The organism is Streptomyces sp. LS1784, assembly GCF_020103755.1.
Taxonomy (GTDB): Bacteria; Actinomycetota; Actinomycetes; order Streptomycetales; family Streptomycetaceae; genus Kitasatospora.
The window spans coordinates 1-20,767 of the sequence record NZ_JAHSQD010000099.1 but is presented as its reverse complement, the minus strand read 5'-3'; the positions used below and the strand labels follow the sequence as shown (position 1 = coordinate 20,767).

Sequence of the window (20,767 nt, the reverse complement as noted above, 5' to 3'; positions counted from 1 at the left end):
CCGCCTCCTCGCCACCGCCGCCGACCTGCGCAGCGGACGGGCCGGCACCCTGCGCGCGGCCGTCCCGCCCGAACTCGGGCCGGCCACCCTGGCCGCGCTGCTCACCGGCTTCGAGACCGCCTCCCCGGGCACCCGGCTCGAACTGCGGGAACTGCCGGTCGCGGCCGTGGTGCGCGAGCTCGCCCAGCACACCGTCGACGTCGCCGTCGTCCGCCACCCCTGCCCGGCCGACGGACTGGCCTTCGGCCCCGTCCTGCACCAGCCGCTCGGCGTCCTGCTCGCCGCCCGCAGTCCGTACGCCGACCGCCCGGAGCTCGCGGTGGCCGAACTGACCGGCCTGCGCCTGGTCCTCTTCCCACGCGCCACGGCCCCGGCCCTGTATGACGAGGTGCTCACCACGCTGACCAGGCACGGCTGCACCCCCGAGGCCGTCGTCGACCCGCCGGGACCGGACGTCGCGGGCGCGCTCGTGCTCACCGGCAGCGCCGTCGCCCTGGTGCCGCGCACCGCGCCACCACCGGGTACAGTCTGGCGTCCGCTGACCGGCACCCCGCTGGCCTGGCGGACCTCCACGGCCTGGCCGGCCGGGCGGGGCGGGCCCGCCGTCCGGCTGTTCACGCAGGCCGCCCACGAGGCGCTCACCGGACCCGGCGGCCTGCTGCCCCAGCCGCCCAACCGCCCGCTCTACCCCCGGCCCGCAATGGAGTTCCCGCTGTGACCAGCGACCGCACGAGAGCCGACCGCACGGCTGGCGACCGCCCCCCGCACAGCCGGGCCGCCCGCACCCGCATCGCCGCGGCCTTCGCCGACGCGGGCGTCACCGGCTGGCTGCACGCGCGCGACCTCGACACCGGCGCCGAGATCGGCCTCGGCGCCGACACCGCCGTCAGCACCGCCAGCGTCCACAAGGTCTGCCTGCTCGTGACGCTGTACCGCGAGGCCGCCGCCGGACGGATCGACCTGGCCCGGCAGGTCGACGTCCCCGCCGCCGGCCGCACCCCCGGGGGGACCGGCCTCGCCGCCATGCTCGACGCCGCCCGCCTCTCCCTTCGCGACCTCGCCTACCTCACCGTAGCCGTCAGCGACAACACCGCTGCCGACACCCTGTGGGACGAGATCGGCCTCGACACCGTCAACCGCACCATGGCCGACCTCGGCCTGAGCCGCACCGTCGCCGTCCACAAGCTCCGCGACCTCATCGCCGCCCTCGCCGAGGACACCGGTTCGGACTCCCCGGTCGACCCCGCCGTCGTCGCCCGCCTCAGGGTCCTTGACCCCGCCTTCACCAACCGCAGCACCCCCCGCGACATGACCACCCTGCTCGCCGCCCTCTGGCACGGCGACGCCTGCCCCGGCGACCACGGCGCCGCCCTGCGACGCCTTCTCGGCCTCCAGGTCTGGCCGCACCGCCTGGCCTCCGGCTTCCCCTTCGACGACGTCCGCGTCCACGGCAAGACCGGCACCCTCCCCACGCTGCGCCACGAGGTCGGCGTCGTCGAATACCCCGACGGCGGCCGCTACGCCCTCGCCGTCTTCACCCGCGCCGCCGCCACCACCATCACCCTGCCCGCCGCCGACGCCGCCATCGGAACCACCGCCCGCCTCGCCGTCGACGCCCTCCGGGCGCGGGCGGCAACGAGCGGGACGGGCTGACCGGGGCCGGGCCAGGGCGAAACCGTGATGCCGTGACCACCCCCGGCATGCCCGCCAAGGTCCTGCCGACACCGCCGCCACCGCGCCGGTCATAGCGGCCGTGCGCGCGGAACTCGCAGGACGGCGAACTGGCCAAGGCCGAGGCCGAGGCCAAGGACAACCGCGCTGCCGCCGTACAGATGGTGACGGTCGGCGGCCCCCGGCTGCGCAAGGCCGCCGAGACCGCGCTCGCGGGCACCGGCCAGGACGTCGCCACGTTCGTCACGGCCGGCTGGAAGACGCCGCTGGAGCAGGACCAGCGCGTCCTGGTCTCCCAGATCGCACAGAGTGGCGGCCCCCACACCGAGGCGGCCGCGCTCGCCGCTTCGGACAAACCCGGCGCCGACGTCCAGGCCTTCCTGGACGAGACCCGGTTCACGCTGCGCGACAGCGACGACCGGATCGAGGTCTCGCAGCTCGCCGAGTCCGGTGGCCCGGCGACCGAACAGGCCGCCCAGATCGCCCTCGAAGGCAACGGAGGAGATCCGCACCTTCCCGGCAGCCGGCCGGCAACGCCCGCCGGGCGACCCGCACACCGCCGAAGAAGACGTCAGGAGGTGCTGTCGGACACTCCACGTCATCGGCCCGGGAGTCCCGCCTCCTTCGACTCGCGACACCGCGCCGGGAGGTCGGCGGGCGCAAAGGGCGGCGGCTCCATGTGTGACCCAGATGGCATGTGTCACGACACATGTGTCGTGTAATGTGTCCGATATGAACACTTCAGAGAAGAATCCGACCCTCGTCTTCATCCCCTGCTTCTCCGGCGCCCCGTGGAGCGCCGAGCAACTCGCCCCCTACGGCGACGCGCCCAAGCGCACGCTGCGCCTGCCCGAGGGCGTCGACGACATCGAGCGCTACGCCGACCACGTCGAAAGCGCGATCGCGGACCTGGACGACTACGTGCTGGTCGGCGACTCGTTCGGCGCGAACATCGCGCTCGCGCTCGCCACCCGCCGCCCGCCGGGCCTGCGTGCCCTGGTCCTGTCCGGCGGATTCGCAGCCAACCCCGTCGACTCCAAGCCGTGGAAGGCCCTGATGCAGGCGATCGGCAAGGCCCGCGGCCCGTTCTACCGGCAGCTGACGCTGCGCGCCCACGCCCACCGCCTCACCTCCCCGTTCGACGGCGAGGGGCAGGTGCCCTGGAGCGAGGCGCGCAGCCGCGAACTGTTCCTCGTCAACACCCCGGCCGCCTCCTTCGGCGCCCGCCTGCGGGCCGCTCTGACCGCCGACTACGTCGACGTGCTCGGCCGGGTCCAGGTCCCGACCCTGATCCTGACCCCCTCGCACGACGTGCTGATCGGCGAGGGCGCCTCCACGACCATGCTCGCGGGCATCCCCGACGCCCGGGAGGTCACGCTGCCGCGCACCGGCCACATGTTCCGCTTCTCCCACCCGGTCACCTACGCCGCCGCGGTCAAGGACTTCCTCGCCGCCCTCCCGACCACCCGACAGGGCACCCATGCGTAAGGCCGAACACCTGCGGTTCGCGATCCTGGCAGCCCAACGCGAAGGCAACCGGCTGCTGATCCAGGCCCTCAAACCCCTCGGCATCACCCCGTCGCAGGCCGAGGTGCTGCGCCTGCTCCAGCAGCACGGCACCCTGAGCCTGAACGGGCTCGGACAGCTCCTGGTGTGCGAGAGCGGCACCAACCCCAGCCGGCTGGTCGAACGCGTCGTCGCGGCCGGGCTGGTCGAGCGCCGCACCGACGCCGAAGACCGCCGCTACCTCCACCTCAGCCTCACCCCCGAGGGCGAACGCCTGGCCACCGCCGTCACCGAGATCGAGGAGTCCCTCTACACCTCGATGGACACCGCCTGCGAAGGCCTGGAGGTCGACGCGATGCTCGCGTTCCTGCACAACTTCATCGACACCCTGCCCTCGGGCAAGGCCCTCAACAAACGCCTCGACCTCGACTGACGCCACGACCCGTCGGCCGCGCGCCGAGCGAAGGAACGACCGTGCAACTCGAGAACACCCTGACCATCAGCGCGCCCGCCGACGAGGTCTTCGCCTACCTCGCACGGCCCGAGAACCTCCCGCGCTGGAACTACGCGCTCGACCGCACCGAGCAGACCTCCCCGGGACCGATCGGGGTCGGAACGACGTACCGCCAGACCCGCACGCTCCCGCGCCCGGCCGAGGAGCACTTCCGCATCACCGAATACGACCCCCCGAGCCTGCTGACCGTCGACGGTGACCTCGGCCCGTTCACCGGAACCGCCACCTACCGGCTGACCCCGCTCGAACAGCGCACCACCCGCCTGGTCAACACCCTCCACCTCACCGCCACCGGAGCCCTCAAGCCCATCGCCGCGATCGCCGGCCCCCGGGTCAAGCACGCAGTCGCGAAGAACCTCGACGTCCTGAAGAACATCCTCGAAACCCGCTGAACCCCCCCCGCCCCCCGACTGCCCGCGCTCACAGCCGGCCGGCAGCGGGGGATGGTGCCGAAAAACGACCGTCTGTCGACACTCGGCACCGCGATCACGAACCCGCAGGCGGGCAGTGTCGGTAACGCGCGTCGAGTGCCGATGTCGGAGAACGGTCCGTCAGATAGATGCCGACACATGCTCATCGGCTACGCGCGCGTCTCGACCGCTGACCAGAACCCCGATCATCAGAGCGACACGCTGCTGCGCCACGGAGTGGAGTTGACCCACGACGACTCCGACGAGAAGGCGGCACCTGGATTTCCGGCGCCCTCCCCGGGGCAGATCTCGCCGTAACGGCGCCCGTAGGCGGCGGCCAGAGCCGGCGGGTAGAGCGGACGGCGGCACGGCGGATGCGGGCGCCGAACGGCTCCTCATCGGCTGGAGCACCGGACCGCACTGGCTGCGCCCCCGATCCCCGGGGCTGACCACCCCGCCCTCGCCCCCGGGGCGTAACACCGCGCTCCGGTCGGCCACGACGTGACCGACCAGCCGCACATGCCGATGCCGGGCACGCCCGGAGGGGCGTGACCGGCACCGGCATGTGCAGCGACCGGATGCCGCCGTGTCACCCGATCTGGATGGCGGCGACCCTCGGCGGGCGGTTCGGGAAGGTAATGTCGGTCCAGCGCGTGATCCTCACGGAGTCACCGTTCACGTCGAAGTAGGTCAGGTCGTTGTTGCCCGTGGAGATCCGGTCGACCCACCACCCGCCGAAGTCGGTCCTCCCCCCGTTCGCGTAGCAGTCGACGCTGTCACGGCCGTCGAGGTGCGACCAGATCTTCAGGAAGTCATTGCGGCCCCCGTCACACTGGACGTGGTCGATGGCGAAGGCGTCGGCGCTCGGCGGGCCGACGGTGAACGTGGCGGCTGCGGCGAGCGCCATGGCCATGGAACAGATGGCCCTCTTGGTCTTCGAGATCACGGTTTCTCCCTCGTACGAGGGCCGGGGCGCGGCCCGGCGTTGTCGGTGACGTCACGTCATGACGGGAACGGTGCTCTGCCGATTCGGGAACGGCCGACCGCGCACCGGTCCGGCTCCTCACGGGCGTGCCTGTCAGTGACACGGCCGCCGGACCCGAGATCTCAAAGTAGTGCCCCCCGTCCCCCATCCGGCCCCAACACTCCGAATGCGAACCGACGGGCCGAGACATCACCCGATCGTGGCGCTCACCCGCGCGGGCGGCGGCGAGCGCGTGCCGGGCCCGCGTCAGGGGCGGCTGGGGTCAGTCGAGTTCGTTCTTGTGGACGACGCCGATGACAGCGGCGCCCGTGGCTTGCGTGTTGACTGGTCGGGCCTGCTGATCAGCCACGGCGATCAAGAGAAGCTGGGCTCTCCGGGCTTCCACCCCGACGGCGTTCACTGACATCCCCCGCCGACCGCCCCGGAAGTGCCGGTGCCCTGTCGGTGTGGACGGGCAGCGTGGTGCGGCGGTGAAGTGCGGGCACGAGGCGCGGGCCGGCTACGTGCCCGGGGCCCCGTCCGGGTGGAGGGCGTCGAGGATGAGGGCGAGGCCGAAGGCGAACTCGTCGGCATAGTCGTAGCCGGGCCTGAGGACGTGTTCGGTGGCCAGCTCGGCGAGGTGGGGGTAGGCGTCGGCGGGCATCCCGCTCAGGATGGCACCCGCGACCTCGGCCGGCTCCGTCCCGCCCTTGAACGGCAGGCTGACCTCCTGGAGCACGAAACCGTACAGGTAGCTGTCGATCAGCGAGACCGCGTGCGCGGTCATCGGCACGGAGAATCCGCCGGCGCGCAGCGCGCCGATGACGGCGTCGTGGTGGCGCAGGGTCGCCGGGCCGGGCTGGGCGCGGGAGTCCATGAGGCCGATCGCCCATGGGTGGCGCAGGAGGGCGGCGCGCGCGGAGACCGCGCGCCGACGCATGGCGCTCTTCCAGTCGGTGCCGTGCGGTGGGAGCTCGATCTCGCCGAACACCGCGTCCACCATGCCGTCGAGGATTTCCTCCCGGCCTGCCACGTGGTGGTAGAGCGACATCGCCTCGACCCCCAGCGGCTGGGCGATGGCCCGCATGGTGAGCGCGGCAGACCCCTTCTCGTCCGCCACCTCCACCGCCGCCCGGATCACGCGCTCACGACTCAGCGGCGTGCGGGCCGGTTTCCCGCGCCGGCCCCTGCCTTCCTCGGGCATCCGTCTCCTCCTGCACGTCCATTGACTGCCTTATGGTGTAAGGCTAACGTGCCTTACAACATAAGGTCGCCATGTCCGCGAAGGGGCTGCGCCATGGGCAAGGATCACGTGGAGAAGGTCTGCATCATCGGGGCTTCGGGGAAGCTGGGGCAGTACATGGTCGGACACGCGCTGGAACGCGGCTACGAGGTGGTCGGCGTCTGCCGGGAGCGCAGTGTGCCGAAGCTGGCCGCGTTCGAGGGGCGGATCACCGTCGTCCCCGGGGCGACGAACGACCCGGAGGTGATCCGCCGGGCGGTCGCCGGGTGCGACGGGGTGCTGACGGTGCTGGTGCCCTGGGGCGTGCAGCAGTACGCGTCGGGTACGGCGCAGGCGGTCCTCGACCACGCCCGGCCGGGCGCGCGCCTGGTGTTCTCCTGCGGCTGGCACATCACGCGCGACGGCAAGGACCGGTACTCGCGGATGTTCACCCTGGGCCTGCGGATCGCCGCCGTCCTGGGCAAGCTCGTCCGCGCGGTCGAGATCGACGACCAAGTGGAGGCGTGCCGGCGGGTGTTCGCCAGCGACACCCGGTGGACCATGGTGCGCGGTAGCGACCTGGAGGAGGGCGCGAGCCAGGGCCTGCCGGTGTGGAGCCGGCACGTGGGCGACCCGGTGCTGGCGAGCAACCTGACACGCCGGGTGGACTTCGCGCTGTTCATGGTGGAGGCGCTGACCACGGACGCTCTCGTCCGGGAGGCCCCGGCGATCGTCGGCCGCCTGACCCCCAGCGCGCTCGCCCACGCCGGCGGTACCCGAGGCCAGGGCTGAGGGCTGCCGCGGGCTGCTGCGGCGGAAGGCCGGAGGCAGGCGTGGTGCCGTGACGCACCGCTGCCCCGGACCGGCTCGGTCCGGGGCAGCACGGCATGCGGTTGCCGCTCACGCCCTCCGGCGGCCGATGCCGGGCACGAAGCGCCCGGCCTTGGATGTGTACACGGCGTAGGCGGAGCCGTGGGTGCGGTCCGGGTACGGCTCCTCCACCACCCGCACCTGCAGCTGGATCGCGGCGGCGAGGGCGGCCAGGGTGAGGACGGCGATCACGGTGGGGACCATCAGCGCCAGACCGACGGCGGTGACGGTCATCGCGGTGAACACCGGGTTGCGCATCAAGGCGAAGACGCCGCCGGTGACCAGCGCGGTGCGCTCGCCGTCCTGGACGCCCACCCGCCAGGAGGCGCCCATGGCGTTCTGCGCGCCGGCGGTGGCCGCGACGCCGACCAGGGCGATGACCAGTCCGGCCCACCGTACGGTCGTGCCGCCGGTGGCCGGGAGGCTGCCCAGCCCGGCCACCGTGGCGATCGGGGCGGCGGCCCCGCCGGCCAGGGCGAGGACGAACAGCACCCCAGCCCACCAGGACGCCGAACCGGGCGGCCCGGAGATCCCGCGGAAGCCCGCGTCCCCGGTCCGCCGACGCTGGACGGCCGCCCGCACCCCGAAGGCGTACCCCGCCCACCCCACGTACAGGGCCAGCGCCGTCTGGGCCCAGCCCGTCACCGGGCCGTCTCCGCACCGGACGGGCAGCAGGAGCAGCCCGACCCGCAGCCGCACCCGTCGCCCTTCGCCACCGAGGAGGTGTCGGAGGCCGACGGCGCGCAACAGCCCTTGCCCTGCCAGGCATCGCGGCCTTCCTTGACAGCGATGGCGGCGATGACCAGGGCGGCGACCGGGTCGGCCCAGGACCAGCCGAGGGCGGCGTTCAGGGCCAGGCCGACCAGCAGGACTGCGGACAGGTACGTGCACAGCAGGGTCTGCTTGGAGTCGGCGACCGCGCTGGCGGAGCCGAGTTCGCGGCCGGCCCGGCGCTGGGCGGCGGACAGGAACGGCATGATCGCCAGGGACAGAGCGGCCAGGGCGATGCCGGGGATGGAGTGTTCGGCTTCGTCGGCGCCGGTCAGTGCCCGGATCGAGTCGACGGCGACGTAGGCGGCGAGCGCGAAGAACGAGACGGCGATGATCCGCAGGGTGGTCTTCTCGCGGGCCTCGCGCACGGCGTGGTCCCGGGCGGAGAACTGCCAGGCGACCGCGGCGGCGGAGGACACCTCGATGATCGAGTCCAGGCCGAAGCCGACCAGCGCCGTGGAGGAGGCGACGGTGCCGGCGGTAATGGCGGCGATCGCCTCGATCACGTTGTAGGTGATCGTGGCGGCCACCAGCAGCCGTATCTGCCGGGTGAGCGCGTCGCGGCGGGCGGGGGAGGGGCCGAGCGAGATCGTCGCCATCAGCAGCAGCCCTTCTCGTCCGCGTCGACACAGGTTCGGTCCGTGGCGACCGCGACGACGGCGGTCCGCAGGTCGTCCAGCGCATGGCCGAGCCGCTCGTCGGCGAGCTCGTAGCGGGTGCGGCGGCCGACAGGGACGGCGGCGACCAGGCCGCAGTCGCGCAGACACGCCAGGTGGTTGGACAGCCGGGTGCGGGAGACGCCCAGGGCCTCGGCCAGGTCGGCCGGATGGGCCGGGGCCTCGCGCAGGGCGAGCAGGATGCGGCAGCGGATCGGGTCGGCGAGCGCGCGGCCGAACCGCGCGAGGACCTCGATCTCGGAGGCGAGAGTCAGCACGCGCCGACAGTACAAAGAAACCTGGATTCAGGAAAGCCTGAACTGAAGAACGGTCGGAGGCCTTCAAGAAACGATCGTTTCCTGAAGACCATCGGGCAGGCAGCCGAACGACCCCTCAGAACGGGCTTCGGGCAGGCGGCGCAACCCGTTCTTCGGTAGATTGGCAACCTGGCCTGGGGCGGTCATCAAGGTCTCCACCGGAAACCTTGATGACCCCCAGGTCCGTCATCAAGGTGACGCCGGGTTGCTGTACAGCTGCCGCGGTTGTCGCGCTGTCGTGCCTGGCCGTGGCTGTGTACAGCGGCGGAGCCGGGGAGTACGGCGGACGCGACAGCGCGACAGACACCCAGCCGGTACCCGGCGTGACGAGGCGTCCTGCTGGGCGGGCCGCCTGGGTAAGTGATTCGGGAGCCAGCCGGGCAACGAGCCGGGGCACCGCCCAGGCCGCCAGGTCCCACCGTGGTGTCGTGGCGTCACGGCGCCACCAGCGCCACGCCCACCGAACTTCCCGACAGCGTCGTTGGACAGTCCCGCTCGGCCTGGTCGCCGATGGCGGCGCACTTGTCCTTGGTGATGCCGTCCAGGTCCGCGAGCGCGACGCCGGGATCGGCCTGCTCCATCTCGGTCATCACCTTGTTCCGCAGGGTGGTGCGGGTCCACATCGGCGGGTCTGCAGCGGGCACCGCTGTTCCACCGGGCGCCACGGCGGCCGAAGCCGTGCCGTCCGGCGCGGAAGCGGCCGTACTGCGAGGCGGGGCCCAGCCGGTGACGGCGACCGACCCGATGCCGAGGACACCGAGGAGGATAGCGGCCAAGGCTGCGAACAGACGTGGGTGCACGCGGAACTCCCGGGAGTGTGCGAAGTGGTCCGATCCTTCGTGCGTGCCGCCGCCCGGCCTCGGCGGTAGGCAATCGGCCGGGCGACGGCACGACTTGGTAGGGCCTTGAGACAAGCTGGTCAGGCCGGTGCCGGAACGGTCTCCTGCCGAGCGCGGTGAAGCCGGCCACCGCGGGCGAGACGGTGCACGGCGGCAGCGCAGAGCAGGCCGGTCGCCGCCAGGGCCAGCCACGGGACGAACAGAGCGCCGCGTTTCACCGCGAAGTCCCACAGGGCACCGACGGCCAGGTTGCCGAGGGTGATGCCGATCCCGGAGACGGTGTTGTAGAAGCCGTAATGGGTGGCGACGAGCCGGTTGCCGGACAGCATGACGACGGTGTCCATCTCGAAGGGGTAGACCACCGCGCTCGCCGCTGCGAGCAGGGCCACCGCCACGGTGAGCGCGGCCAGTTGAGCCACCGCACCCTGCCGGCCGGCGCTCGGGGGCACCAGCGCGAGGGGGGCGAACGCCAGCCCCGTCCCGGCGAGTCCGCGCACGAGTGCCTGGGGCGCGGTCCAGGTGTGCTTCGCCCAGCCGGTCAGGCGCAGTTGTCCGGCGACGGCAACGGCGGCGGAGACGATGAACAGCCCGGTGGTGGCCTTGGTTCCGTCGTCGCCCAGGGCCAGGCCGGCAGCCAGAGGCAGGGCAAGGTAGACCTGGAAGGTGAGGATGTAGGAGCCGATCATCGCCGCCGAGAAGAGCAGGAAGGGGCGGTTGGCGACGACGGTGCGCCACTGGGTGAGGACGCCGGTGCGTTCCCCGTCCGCGAGCTGTTCCTGTTCGCCCTGGCGGGCGGGCAGGGCGCGCCACTGCAGGACGGTGAGGGCGGCGAAGATCGCGGCGGCGGTGGAGCAGACGGCGGTGAAGTCTGCGGCGAGCAGGGCGAGTCCGACGAGCGGGCCCAGCAGCATGCCGGCCTGGTAGTAGACGTTGAAGGTCGCGAAGGCGTCGACGCGGCGATCGCCTGCCTCGGCGGCCAGATAGGCGCGGACAGCCGGATTGAACAGCGCGCCGGCGAAGCCGGTAGCGGCGGAAGCGGCGAGCAGGGCGGGCAGCGAGTCGACCCAGCCGAGCAGGGCGAATCCGGCGACGCGCAGCAGGCAACCGGCGATGACGGGGACGCGGTAGCCGTAGCGGTCGGCGATGGTGCCGCCGATGAGGAACATGCCCTGTTGGGAGAGGTTACGCACGCCCAGGACCAGGCCGACGGTCCAGGCGGCGAGGTGGAGGTCGTCGGCGAGGTGGGTGGCCAGGTAGGGCATCAGCATGTAGAAGGCGAGGTTGATGGCGAACTGGTTGGCCATCAGCAGCTGTGCGGTGGAGCTGAAGCTGCGGGTCTGGTGCCACAGGTTCTTCATCGGGTGGCCTCTGCGAGGTCGCGCAGGTCGGCTGGTGTGGTGCTGGGGGCCAGCGGGTCGAGGACGGTTCGGCAGCGGGTCCAGCGGGTGACGGTGCGCTCGGCGGGGTGGGAGATCTCGTCGGGGTGCTCGGGCGGCAGGTGGCCGAGCAGATCGTGGGTGTGGCAGTAGTCGTCGTTGAAAACCGTGCCGATGTAGCGCTGGGGGCCGTCGGGGAAGACGGCTGTGATGCGGGTCTCGGGCGGGGTGGTGGCGGCGAGCCAGCGGGCGGTGAGGGCGACCGCGCCGACACTCCAACCACCGCTGGCGTAGCGGGAGGTGGCCAGGGCGCGGGCGGCCCAGACGGCTTCGGGTGCGGCGACCCAGTGGACCTCGTCGAAGAGGCGGTAGTCCACGTTGCGGGGGTAGATGCTGCTGCCCAGGCCGCGCATGAGGCGGAAGGTGGCGGGCTGGCCGAAGATCGTGGAGCCGGTGGTGTCGACGCCGACGACGCGCAGGTGGGGGAAGTGGCCGCGAAGGACGCCGGCGATGCCGGCGGAGTGGCCGCCGGTGCCGACGCTGACCACGAGGGCGTCGATGCGGCCCAGTTGGGCGATGAGCTCGTGGGCGAGCGGCCGGTAGGCGGCGACGTTGTCGGGGTTGTTGTACTGGTCGGGGCACCAGGAGCCGGGGTGGGCGGCGAGCAGCTCCTGGACCTTGTCGCGTCGGGCCTGCTGCCAGCCGCCTTCGGGGTGCGGGGTGTCCACGACGACGACCTCGGCGCCGTGGGCGGTGAGCATGCCGGTCATCAGGGGTTCGATGTCGGGGTCGGTGACAACGGTGACAGGGTGGCCGTAGGTGACCCCGGCGAGGGCGAGGCCAAGGCCCAAGGTGCCGGAGGTGGATTCCACGATCCGGGCACCGGGGCGCAGGTCGCCGCGATCGCGGGCGGCGCGGACCATGTGCAGGGCGGGCCGGTCCTTGATGCCGCCGGGGTTGCGGCCTTCGAGTTTGGCCCAGAAGCCGTGGCCGGGGGCGGTGAACGGCTCGCCGATCCACAGCATCGGCGTGTCGCCGACCAGGCCGGCGGGCGTGTGGGCGGGCAGCGCAGCCGCGGCGAGGAGTTGTGCGGGCGTGGCGGGGACGTCGAGGTGCACGAGGTGCTGGACGGGGCGGTTCATGACAGGGCCCTCCTGCGGCCCGCCTTCACTGGGCGGGCCGTCGTGGGTGTCGGACGGTCAGGGCGTCAACGGCCGTCACGGCGCCGCGCACCTTCAGGGTGCGGAAGGGCACGCCGCGACGCCGGGCCCTGTCAGGTCCGCCAGATCCCGAGTTCCGCTCTCGCGGTGCCACCGCCACGGTCCGTCGCCCCGTGTGCCCGGTGCCACCGGGTCGGCACGGCCGGGGACACCGGGGCGAGGAGGGCTACCGGAGCGCTCTCGATCGACTCGTCAAGGACCGTGTCGAGCTGGTGCACGGTCACCGGCTGGTCGACGCCTTGGCATTCGGCCTGCTGCGGTGCCTCACCGTGCCGCTCGGAGGCCGGCGGGCAGTGCGCCGTCACGCTGGGGACGGAGTCCGCCTTGGGCAGGGCACCCGCGAGCGGGCCGTGCGCGCAGGCCAGCAGATGGACGAGCGCGGACAGCACGGCGGCGACACACACGAGCCTCCACTCGCGTTGCGCACCGAACCGTCCAGTCATGTCACCGAAAGTACACGATCGGACACGTGAGGCTTCCTTTGGAAGATGTGCGATTCAGGGCGGCATGGCCCTCACGTCGTCGGCCGTCGCCCGGCGGCCACACGGGTACGGCCGCCCGAGCCGTTCGAACAGCGGGACACCCGTCAACTCGATTGCCGGGCGTGGCGTCACCCGCACGGGGTAGCCACCACCGGCGCCCGCCAGGTGCGCTCGCGCCACCCCGCGACTGTGGCCGGCACGGCGGTGGCCGCCATCAACGGGATCTCGGCCGCGGTGCTGACCGCCTCCACACAGGCGCAGGTGGTCGGATCGGTGTCCGGCCACACGACCGATGTCCTGGAGCACGAGACGGTGATCCGGCTGCCCGCCGACATGCTGCAGTTCATCCCACGGCCCGACGAAGAGGCGCAACGTGGCAACACCGGTTCGTAAGCTGCTCGCCCGAGCGCAGCGCTCGGCAGCGCATCTGGACATGCGCGACCATCACATGCTCGACGGTCCGGAGTTCATCGCCTGGCAGTACGGCAAGCGCCTGGAGCCGGCCGGTCGCGCCTCCTGGCGGCACGGATGGCACGACGCGGTCGCCGCGGCCGTCGGTCGCGGGGTGGTGGTGCGGCGGGCGCGGATCGTCTCCGAGCCGGTCCACGACTGCATCCGCTACGAGCACGACCTGACCCACGGGAATCTCGCCGCCGGCGAACAGGTCCGATGGCTGTCACGCCGGAACACGAAGGACCTGTGCCTGCCGGGCCTGGACTTCTGGGTCTTCGACGACCAGGTGGTGCACTACCGCCACTTCACCGGCGACGGGCAGCTCGCCGAGATGGGCGAGGAGATCCTCCGCGACCCCGCCCCGGCGAAGCACTGCGCCCAGGCATTCGAGTTGGTCTGGGAGTGTTTCATCCTGCACGAGCGGTACTCGGCCTGACCCCAGCACCGTGTCCACGTCCCCGTCCTCCAGCGCGCAGGCGGTCCGCAAAGCCGTCGCGGACCGCCTGCACGAGCTGATGCTGGACGCCGGCCTCACCGGCAAGCAGCTCGCCGACCGTTGCGGATGGATGGCGGCCACCGCCTCCCGCATCATCAACGCCAAGACCGCGCCGAACGACCAGCAGATCCGTGCCTGGTGCGCGGTGTGCGGCATCGGTGGCTGCCGGTCCGCGGAGCTTGCCCTCCTTGGCGGCCATCGCGAGTGCGCTCCGGAGCCGACAGGCTCGATCAGCCGATCGGTGGTGCGAGGTATTCCAGCGCGTAACCGCCGCCGGAGGGGGCTACGCGGGCGATGCCGGGTGAGTCGAGGTGGGCGCCGGCTACGAAGTGGTGTGGTTGGGTCAGTTGTTCGAGGAGGGCCGCGCGCGCGGCGCGGGCCTGGGACTGGTTGCCGTCGAGCTCCCAGGACACGTTCGGCTGATCGAACTGGAGGGTGGGAACGTGAACGGTGTCGCCCCAGACGAGAAGGTGGCCGGTGCCGCTCCGGATGTCGTAGACGGTGTGACCGGGTGTGTGGCCCGGTGTCGGGATCGCGGTGGTCCAGTCGTTGATCGCGACCTTCTCCGACACGGGTACGACCCGGTCGCGGATCGGCTCGAGCCGCCCCGTGAACACCGAGGTGTCGCCCGCGCCGATCCACACGCGTTCGAGTTCGGTGAACGCCTCTGAACCGTCCGGTGCGATCAGGCCGCTCACGTGGTCTTCGTGCTTGTGGGTGATGGCCACATCGGTGACACGCGCGCGGTCGATTCCCGCTTCGTCGAGCGCGTCGTAGATCAATCCCATGGTGGGGTCGTGCCAGGCGTTGGACGCGCCGGTGTCGATGAGAACCGACCGCGTGCCGTCGGTGACGAAGAAGGCGTTGACCGACAGCCGCAAGTTGTCGCCGGCCAGCGGGACGGCGGCCGGCAGCGCATCGAGCGTGCGCCCGTCCTCGTCACGGAGCCGTGTCGGCGGCATGTCGATGTACCCGTCCCGCAACGAGATCACCTGTAGGTCGCCGAACTCGAACGTGGCATGGTGCCGGCCACTTGAGACTAAACGCATGGAACCTCCGTCGTGTTGGGCGCACGTCGCGCGTCTCCGATAGAAGACTCTGTCTTCTTTAGAAGAAACACTACACTCTGGGCAGCCAGGTACCCATCGATCGAGGAGCACGGTGGTCAAGCAAGACGGAAACGCGGCCGAACCACAGCACGGTGACGACCTGGCCGGTGCGTTCGGCGGTAACGTCCGGCGACGCCGTGAGGAGGCGGGCCTGACGTTGGAGCAGCTGTCCACACAGTCGTCGGTCAGCCGGGCGATGCTGTCGAAGGTCGAACGCGGTGAGAAGAGCCCGACGATCGGCGTCGCGTCCAGGATCGCCCACGCGCTCGACACGTCGCTCTCGGACCTGATCGGTGCGCCGGATGCTGCCGCGTCCGGTGTGGCCGTTGTCATGCGCAAGAACGATCGCCCCGTTTTCCGTGACCCGGAAACCGGCTTCGAGCGGCACATGGTGTCAGCGGCCCCGGGCGCGGGAGGAGCCGAGATGGTCGTCCACTACCTCCCCGCGCAGGTCTCCACCGGGCTGCTGCCCGCGTATCCGCCGGGTTCGGAGAAACAACTCGTGGTGCTCGAAGGCACGCTCACCGTCGCGATCGGCGGAATCAGCGAGACCCTGAACACAGGCGACTCCCTCTTCTTCCAAGCCGACGCGGACCATGGCTTCGCCAACCCGACGAACGCTCCCTGCGAATACATCATGGTCATCTCGCGCAGAACCTGATCGGCGGCAGCTTGCGGGCCTGGATCTCCGTGGCAGCGCCCGTACCCACGGGGTGAGGTAGGCGAAAGTGCGGCCCAGCAGGGGCAGGAAGCGGTCCGGGGCGTGGAACTGGCCTCGGCCGAAACGGCCAGGACGTTCGGGTCCAGGTGGGCCGGGTCCCCGTGCAGCAGGCGTTCGGGTCCGCAGTGGACCAGCAGCGCCCGCGCGGCCTCCGGGGCGTCCGCCCACCATGCCGCCGTGGGCGCTCCGTGCGGCACGGCTGGGAAGGACGTTCGCGCCGGGGCGCTCGTGGGTGGACAGGCCGGCGGTGGGAAGGGCAGCGAGGGACACCGGTCCAGTACGGCAGGCCGAGAGCACCCCCGTCGGATCGTTGACGAAAGTCTGGCAGGGGCAGGGCCCTTGCTGACGGAACATTGGCGAGAGCCGGCGCGCGCCCGTCGCCGGTCCGGGCGGGCGCGTCAACGGCACGTCAGCAACGTGTCGACAGGTCGTCAGGGGTTCGTCAGGGAGGGTGAACGAGCTTGCCCCGGACACAAGGGCAGGCTTTGATGGAGCACATGCACCGCTCGACACGCCACCACGACCGCCCGCCGCATAGTCGGCCGCGGATCGTCGCTGTCGCGGTCGCCACCGCCGTCCGGTAGAGCCGAGCCGCTACCCGCTCTCCGCCGGCCGTGGGCGCGGGTTCGGTGCCGTAGACCGAATCCGTGCCGATCACCGCCGCCCGTCCCTCAGCCCCAACCGGCTCCGAGGGCCAGGGGACGGACGCGCCTCTTCTCATCGCATCACACCTTTCCCGCGCCGGCGGCCCCGGAACCGAGCGGCCTCGTGCCGCTCTGCCTCCGCACCCCGCCGGTGCCTTCCACCCTTGGATGGGTCATGTCCGACGCTGTTCTGTCCGCTCGCACCGCCCTCGTCACCGGCGCCTCCTCCGGGATCGGTTGGGAGACCGCCCGGCTGCTCGCCGGGCACGGTGCGACCGTGCTCGTGCACGCCCGCACCGCCGCCGAGGCGGAGTACGCCGTCGCCCGGCTGGTCGAAGCGGGCGTTCGGCGGGACCAACTCGTCGAGCTGGCCGCCGACTTCACCCGCCTCGCGGAGGTCGCGGTGCTGGCCGGCACGGTCGTCAAGCACTACCTGGCGCTGGACCTGCTGGTGAACAACGCCGCCGCGATGGCGCCCGAGCGCTGCACCCTCACCGACGACGGCAACGAGGTCTCGCTCCAGGTCAACTTCCTGGCCGCGCACCTGCTGGCGAAGCTGCTGCGCGCGCCGCTCTCGGCGGCCGGCGACGCCCGGATCGTCAACGTCTCCTCCTCGCTGCACCGCACCGCCTCGATGAACTGGTCGGACCCGCACCGGGTGAAGAAGTACTCGCGGGTCGCCGCGTACGCGCAGTCGCAGCTCGCGCTCACCATGGCGACCGCCGACATGGCCCCGGCCGACGCGGGCATCACCGCCGTCAGCCTCAACCCCGGCCAGTGCGCCACCGCGCTGCTGCCGCTGTACGGGCGCACCGGCGCGCCGGCCGTGGAGGGCGCGGAAGCCGTCGTACAGCTCTGCCTGCCGGAGACGGTCGTCGTCAACGGCGCCTACTACGAGGGCGGTTCGGTCGCGCAGACGGCGCCGGCTGCGCAGGAGGAGCGCTCGCTGAAGCGGCTTGCCAAGCTCGCCGACCAACTGGTCGACCAGGCCGCCTGAACCGTAACCCGAAGAACCGGAGGAACCGCGATGTCCAAGCGCGCCCGCAAGAAGAAGGCCCGTCGGAAGAAGAAGGCGAACCACGGCCGGAAGGCTTGCCGGTAACCCGACAGACCCACCCGGTGCCGCGTGCCACCGGCACCGGGTGCGTGCCTTCGGCCCCTGGGGTCCGTCGTCAGGCTGTGCGGACGGCGGGCCCCAGGGGCCGTGGCATGTCCGGAATCCGGGACGGCGGGGGATCGCGCGTTCCGGGTCGGTGCCCCATCCATTCGGCCTACGGCTCCAGCGGACGCTGACCAGCGCGGTCCCGTCCGCCACCCTGATGCAGCCCGGAAGCCCGGCAGGCCGGCGTCGCCGGCCGTCCCCGCCGTCCCCGCCGTCCCCGCCGTCCCCGCCGTCCCTGTCGTCCCCGCCGTGCCCAAGGGCGGCGAGCCTGCCGAGCCGGGCAAGCCGTCCGGCTCGGCCCGCCCGCCGTTTTGACGCCCCAGTCTTCCTGCGGACGGTCAACGGCGTCAGCGCCGTTGCCGCCGACGACGCCCCGGGCTCGGCGGTGATCGCCGGCAAGCCCGGCGGCGCCGACTCCCGCTGGACGTTCAAGGATGCCGGCGGCGGCCGTTACCGGATCACCAACGGCCTCGGCCCGGAGCTCACCGAGAACACCGGCACCTACTTCGCCGACGTCAACGACTGGAAGGGGAGACCGGAGCAGAAGTGGGAGGTCCTGAACATCACGGGTGACGCCTACCAGATCAGGATCAGCGACCAGGACTGCCTGACCTACCACGAGGACCGGAAGGCGCTCGGCGTGTGGACCTGTGACGGGTCCGCCGAGCAGCAGTGGACGATCACCGGCTGAAGCACCGCCAATGCCCCGTCAAGATGGCCGCGGGCAGCGTCAAGAACGCGTCAGAGCGGTCGGACGTGCGTTCGGCCGAACCTAGCGTGAGCTGTGAGGAAACGGTTCGCCGTCTGGGCGTGGGGCCTGGCGGCGGACCGTTGGCCGAACCCCGACCCCCGGCGGGTTCCTCCGGGGAAGGTTCGGCGGCCAGTGAAAAACAGGGGGAGGGGGCGCGCGGCGATGCCAACGGGTACGTCGGGCGGTACGGCGGTCGTGGGGAACACGGTCGCGTCGGAGACGGCACGACAGGAGACAGCCGTACCACTTCCCGGGCCGCGCGCCCCCCGTCACCGGCCGGGCGGCGCCTGGCGCAGTCGGGCCTGGCGGAACACCCCGCGCCTGGTGCGCGGGCTCACCGGCCTCTGCCTCGCGGCGCTGCTCGCCGCCGGAGCGGTGACCGCCGTCGTCCTGGGCGGGGCCAGGGACGGCACGGACGTCATCGGCCACCGGGCCGCCCCGCAGGTGGTGCGCTCGGCGGACCTGTACTTCGCGCTCAACGACATGGACGCCCAGGCCGCCGACCTGCTGCTGTTCGGTGCCGATCCGGACTACACGACACTGCGCACGCAGACCCTGGACACCTACGAACAGCGGCGCACCCAGGCCGACACCGACCTGCAGAGCGTCGCGGAGGCGGTGGCGGGTGACCAGTCAGGACAGCGGGCCGTGCAGACGGTGATCGGTGAACTCGGCCGCTACGAGGCCCTGGTGGCCCGTGCCCAGCTGCTGGAGGACCAGGCCCACGCCCCGGTCGGCCGCCCCTCGGCGGAGGCCCTCGCGGCCTACCGGCAGGCCACCGACCTGCTGCGCCAGCGCCTGCTGCCGGCCGTCGACGAGGTGACGAAGGCCAACGCGGTCGTCGTGGAACGCAACTACACCGACCAGCGTGACGCCCTGGCGGACGGTTGGTGGTGGATCCTGCTCATCGGTCTGGTCGTGCTGGTCGCGCTCGGGCTGCTGCAGAGGGTGCTCGCCGTGCGCTTCCGGCGGCGGGTGAACGTGCCGCTGGCCGTCACCACGCTCCTCACCGCCGTCGGCCTGGCCACCGCGCTGGCGCTGACGTCCCGGGCGGACCACCAGCTGGTGGTCGCGAAGAGCAACTCCTTCGACTCCGTGATCGCCCTCAGCCGGGCTCGCTCGGTGGCGTACGACCTCAACGCCGACGAGAGCCGCTACCTCACCGACCCCGCCCGGGCGGCGGCCTACGAGCAGAGCTTCCTCGACAAGACCCAGGCCTTCGCCCGGATCGACGGCACCACCCTCACCACGTACAACGACCGGCTCGCCGCACTGGCCGACCGGCACCGGGCCGACCACGGTCAGGTGGGGTTCGGCGGGTACGTCGGCGACGAACTGCGCAACATCACCTTCCCCGGTGAACAGGACGCTGCGGAACGGGTGCTGGCCGCCTTCCAGCAGTACCAGCGCGACGACCGGAAGATCCGCGCGCTGAACGCCGAGGGCAGGCTCAAGGAGGCCGTCACCTACGACACCGGCCTCACCCCGGGCCAGTCCAACGCGGACTTCGGGACGCTCGGCGCCGCCCTGGACGACAACCAGGCCATCAACCAGCGTGCCTTCGACGGCGCCGTCTCCGACACCGACGGCGACCTCGGCGTCACCACCGCCGGCCTCGGCGCGGCGGCGCTGGTGGCGGCGCTCGCCCTGACCGCGCTCGGCGTTCGGCCGCGCCTGCGCGAGTTCTCCTGACAGAGGCGGCCGGGGCCGTCGGTGTCCGACTCGCCCTTCCCTCAACCACAGTCCGGTGTCGCGTGGTTCTGCCCTGCCGTTCTCCGATAGTGCTCCGATAAGATGGCTACAGGTGTGCCAGGAAGGTCGTGGTGGTCCTGGCCACGGCCGTGGCCACCTTCGCGCGGCGCCTGCGCGTTCCCGCGCCGTCGCTGCTGGTCCTGGCGGGGATCGGGGTGGTGCTGATACCCGGGCTCCCCGCCCTGCACGTCCCGCCACAGGTGATCGGCACGGTGCTCCTGTCGCCGCTGCTGTACGCCTTCGCCGAGGAGCTGTCCCCGCGCGACCTGCGCACCGTGTGGCGCCCGGTGACGATCCTCTCCCTGGAACCAGCTTCACCTCGCCCGCATGCTCAAGGACACCGGCGGCATCCCGGCCCACGGCAACCGGCGCTCCGAGTGGGACGCCGGCTGCCGCTTCGACTTCGAGAACCCGGAACACCGCTGACTCGGAGGCCGGTTTGGCCGGGAGCGATCTCGGTTGTCGGCTATCCGCGTAGTCGCTCGACCAGCGCGGTGAAGAGCTGCAGGTTCGGGAATATCCGAACCGGGTCGCCGGACAGCCCCGCCCGCTTCCCGACGACCTCGATGCGCACGAGTCCCCGCCTCGTTCCGACGCCCTCCACCTGCGACCAGGGGGCCCGCCTTCGCCCCGTTTCCAGGCCGGTCCAGCTCACCTGGAAGCTGCCGAACGACAGGGTCTTTCCTGCCCGGAGCGCGGTGATCGCGTCCGTCAGCTGCGCGTCGGTCACGGCCTGATTTTGTCGGGTTCATATGAGAGCCACTGCTCCGGTGTGAATGAGAGCCAGGTCTAGGCCGTTCGTGGCGGTGGTGTACTCGACCGTGGCGGGTGTTCTTCGGCGAGTTCGGGAGCCAGTCCGGC

Annotated in this window: 26 protein-coding genes and 2 pseudogenes; 17 read left to right on the top strand and 11 right to left on the bottom strand. The window is 71.9% G+C overall.

The features are described from left to right. The 7 genes from KS423_RS14665 to KS423_RS14635 all read left to right on the top strand — a co-directional run. Nucleotides 1-718: LysR family substrate-binding domain-containing protein (locus KS423_RS14665; RefSeq protein ID WP_224279229.1), on the top strand; the 718-nt coding region annotated here is incomplete at its 5' end. Between the two features lie 71 nt (nucleotides 719-789). Beyond that, nucleotides 790-1,653, top strand: coding sequence for a serine hydrolase (locus KS423_RS14660; protein ID WP_224279233.1), 864 nt, complete (start codon nucleotides 790-792; stop codon nucleotides 1,651-1,653). Between the two features lie 128 nt (nucleotides 1,654-1,781). Then, the gene (locus KS423_RS14655; RefSeq protein WP_224279231.1) at nucleotides 1,782-2,393 is read left to right on the top strand and encodes an ALF repeat-containing protein; all 612 of its coding nucleotides are present in this window, start codon (nucleotides 1,782-1,784) and stop codon (nucleotides 2,391-2,393) included. 10 nt (nucleotides 2,394-2,403) lie between these two features. Then, complete coding sequence (locus KS423_RS14650; protein WP_224279228.1) at nucleotides 2,404-3,159, top strand: alpha/beta fold hydrolase; 756 nt, start codon at nucleotides 2,404-2,406, stop codon at nucleotides 3,157-3,159. Next, the gene (locus tag KS423_RS14645; RefSeq protein WP_224279226.1) at nucleotides 3,152-3,610 is read left to right on the top strand and encodes a MarR family winged helix-turn-helix transcriptional regulator; all 459 of its coding nucleotides are present in this window, start codon (nucleotides 3,152-3,154) and stop codon (nucleotides 3,608-3,610) included. Before KS423_RS14650 ends, KS423_RS14645 begins: the two co-directional genes overlap by 8 nt. A 41-nt stretch (nucleotides 3,611-3,651) precedes the next feature. Beyond that, nucleotides 3,652-4,083 (top strand): SRPBCC family protein, encoded by a 432-nt coding sequence (locus KS423_RS14640; RefSeq protein WP_224279224.1) that lies wholly within the window; start codon nucleotides 3,652-3,654, stop codon nucleotides 4,081-4,083. A gap of 177 nt (nucleotides 4,084-4,260) precedes the next feature. After that, nucleotides 4,261-4,419, top strand: a complete 159-nt coding sequence (locus KS423_RS14635) for a hypothetical protein (protein WP_224279222.1) — start codon at nucleotides 4,261-4,263, stop codon at nucleotides 4,417-4,419. A 271-nt stretch (nucleotides 4,420-4,690) separates the two neighbouring features. Here KS423_RS14635 and KS423_RS14630 read toward each other — a convergent pair whose 3' ends face one another. Further along, the gene (locus KS423_RS14630; protein WP_224279214.1) at nucleotides 4,691-5,047 is read right to left on the bottom strand and encodes a beta/gamma crystallin domain-containing protein; all 357 of its coding nucleotides are present in this window, start codon (nucleotides 5,045-5,047) and stop codon (nucleotides 4,691-4,693) included. Nucleotides 5,048-5,285: 238 nt separating this feature from the next. Between KS423_RS14630 and KS423_RS14625 the strand changes: the two genes are divergently transcribed. Then, nucleotides 5,286-5,489 carry a hypothetical protein gene (locus KS423_RS14625; protein WP_224279212.1) on the top strand — a complete coding sequence of 68 codons (204 nt, stop codon included), beginning with the start codon at nucleotides 5,286-5,288 and terminating at the stop codon, nucleotides 5,487-5,489. A gap of 96 nt (nucleotides 5,490-5,585) precedes the next feature. Here the strand turns inward: KS423_RS14625 and KS423_RS14620 are convergent, their stop codons facing one another. Next, nucleotides 5,586-6,269 (bottom strand): TetR/AcrR family transcriptional regulator, encoded by a 684-nt coding sequence (locus tag KS423_RS14620; protein WP_224279210.1) that lies wholly within the window; start codon nucleotides 6,267-6,269, stop codon nucleotides 5,586-5,588. A gap of 93 nt (nucleotides 6,270-6,362) precedes the next feature. On the opposite strand from KS423_RS14620, the gene KS423_RS14615 reads away from it, so the two are divergent. Next, nucleotides 6,363-7,079: an NAD(P)-dependent oxidoreductase gene (locus KS423_RS14615; protein ID WP_224279208.1), complete on the top strand. Its 717-nt coding sequence runs from the start codon at nucleotides 6,363-6,365 to the stop codon at nucleotides 7,077-7,079. Nucleotides 7,080-7,187: 108 nt separating this feature from the next. Here KS423_RS14615 and KS423_RS14610 read toward each other — a convergent pair whose 3' ends face one another. The 7 genes from KS423_RS14610 to KS423_RS14580 form a co-directional block, all read right to left on the bottom strand. After that, nucleotides 7,188-7,802 (bottom strand): isoprenylcysteine carboxylmethyltransferase family protein, encoded by a 615-nt coding sequence (locus KS423_RS14610; RefSeq protein WP_224279207.1) that lies wholly within the window; start codon nucleotides 7,800-7,802, stop codon nucleotides 7,188-7,190. Further along, nucleotides 7,799-8,527, bottom strand: coding sequence for a cation transporter (locus tag KS423_RS14605; RefSeq protein WP_224279204.1), 729 nt, complete (start codon nucleotides 8,525-8,527; stop codon nucleotides 7,799-7,801). The genes KS423_RS14610 and KS423_RS14605 overlap by 4 nt, the downstream gene beginning before the upstream one ends. Next, nucleotides 8,527-8,862, bottom strand: coding sequence for a helix-turn-helix transcriptional regulator (locus KS423_RS14600; RefSeq protein WP_224279202.1), 336 nt, complete (start codon nucleotides 8,860-8,862; stop codon nucleotides 8,527-8,529). Before KS423_RS14600 ends, KS423_RS14605 begins: the two co-directional genes overlap by 1 nt. Before the next feature lie 473 nt (nucleotides 8,863-9,335). Next, nucleotides 9,336-9,545, bottom strand: a complete 210-nt coding sequence (locus tag KS423_RS14595; protein WP_224279201.1) for a hypothetical protein — start codon at nucleotides 9,543-9,545, stop codon at nucleotides 9,336-9,338. A gap of 275 nt (nucleotides 9,546-9,820) precedes the next feature. Further along, the gene (locus tag KS423_RS14590; RefSeq protein ID WP_224279199.1) at nucleotides 9,821-11,098 is read right to left on the bottom strand and encodes an MFS transporter; all 1,278 of its coding nucleotides are present in this window, start codon (nucleotides 11,096-11,098) and stop codon (nucleotides 9,821-9,823) included. Beyond that, the gene (locus KS423_RS14585; protein ID WP_224279197.1) at nucleotides 11,095-12,258 is read right to left on the bottom strand and encodes a PLP-dependent cysteine synthase family protein; all 1,164 of its coding nucleotides are present in this window, start codon (nucleotides 12,256-12,258) and stop codon (nucleotides 11,095-11,097) included. Before KS423_RS14585 ends, KS423_RS14590 begins: the two co-directional genes overlap by 4 nt. 131 nt (nucleotides 12,259-12,389) lie before the next feature. Further along, nucleotides 12,390-12,779 carry a hypothetical protein gene (locus KS423_RS14580; RefSeq protein WP_224279195.1) on the bottom strand — a complete coding sequence of 130 codons (390 nt, stop codon included), beginning with the start codon at nucleotides 12,777-12,779 and terminating at the stop codon, nucleotides 12,390-12,392. Nucleotides 12,780-13,007: 228 nt separating this feature from the next. Here KS423_RS14580 and KS423_RS14575 point away from each other — a divergent pair, with 228 nt between their 5' ends. From KS423_RS14575 to KS423_RS14565, 3 genes and pseudogenes are all read left to right on the top strand, one after another. Next, nucleotides 13,008-13,211: a hypothetical protein gene (locus KS423_RS14575; RefSeq protein WP_224279237.1), complete on the top strand. Its 204-nt coding sequence runs from the start codon at nucleotides 13,008-13,010 to the stop codon at nucleotides 13,209-13,211. A gap of 40 nt (nucleotides 13,212-13,251) precedes the next feature. Then, nucleotides 13,252-13,707, top strand: coding sequence for a DUF6879 family protein (locus tag KS423_RS14570; protein WP_224279193.1), 456 nt, complete (start codon nucleotides 13,252-13,254; stop codon nucleotides 13,705-13,707). A 10-nt stretch (nucleotides 13,708-13,717) separates the two neighbouring features. Next, a pseudogene (locus tag KS423_RS14565) lies at nucleotides 13,718-13,936 on the top strand (helix-turn-helix domain-containing protein); the annotation flags it as partial. A gap of 61 nt (nucleotides 13,937-13,997) precedes the next feature. Here the strand turns inward: KS423_RS14565 and KS423_RS14560 are convergent. Beyond that, the gene (locus tag KS423_RS14560) at nucleotides 13,998-14,816 is read right to left on the bottom strand and encodes an MBL fold metallo-hydrolase (protein ID WP_224279191.1); all 819 of its coding nucleotides are present in this window, start codon (nucleotides 14,814-14,816) and stop codon (nucleotides 13,998-14,000) included. Nucleotides 14,817-14,928: 112 nt separating this feature from the next. On the opposite strand from KS423_RS14560, the gene KS423_RS14555 reads away from it, so the two are divergent. The 5 genes and pseudogenes from KS423_RS14555 to KS423_RS14530 form a co-directional block, all read left to right on the top strand. After that, the gene (locus KS423_RS14555) at nucleotides 14,929-15,537 is read left to right on the top strand and encodes an XRE family transcriptional regulator (RefSeq protein WP_224279189.1); all 609 of its coding nucleotides are present in this window, start codon (nucleotides 14,929-14,931) and stop codon (nucleotides 15,535-15,537) included. Between the two features lie 879 nt (nucleotides 15,538-16,416). Next, entirely contained in the window at nucleotides 16,417-17,238 is an 822-nt protein-coding gene (locus KS423_RS14550) for an SDR family NAD(P)-dependent oxidoreductase (protein WP_224279187.1), read from the top strand. Nucleotides 17,239-17,788: 550 nt separating this feature from the next. Beyond that, nucleotides 17,789-18,094, top strand: a complete 306-nt coding sequence (locus KS423_RS14545) for an RICIN domain-containing protein (RefSeq protein ID WP_224279186.1) — start codon at nucleotides 17,789-17,791, stop codon at nucleotides 18,092-18,094. Between the two features lie 384 nt (nucleotides 18,095-18,478). Then, nucleotides 18,479-19,846, top strand: coding sequence for a hypothetical protein (locus tag KS423_RS14540; protein ID WP_224279184.1), 1,368 nt, complete (start codon nucleotides 18,479-18,481; stop codon nucleotides 19,844-19,846). Between the two features lie 363 nt (nucleotides 19,847-20,209). Next, a pseudogene (locus tag KS423_RS14530) lies at nucleotides 20,210-20,332 on the top strand (flavodoxin family protein); the annotation flags it as partial. A gap of 40 nt (nucleotides 20,333-20,372) precedes the next feature. Here KS423_RS14530 and KS423_RS14525 read toward each other — a convergent pair. Further along, nucleotides 20,373-20,636 carry a DUF6585 family protein gene (locus KS423_RS14525; protein ID WP_224279235.1) on the bottom strand — a complete coding sequence of 88 codons (264 nt, stop codon included), beginning with the start codon at nucleotides 20,634-20,636 and terminating at the stop codon, nucleotides 20,373-20,375. Nucleotides 20,637-20,767: the final 131 nt, after the last annotated feature.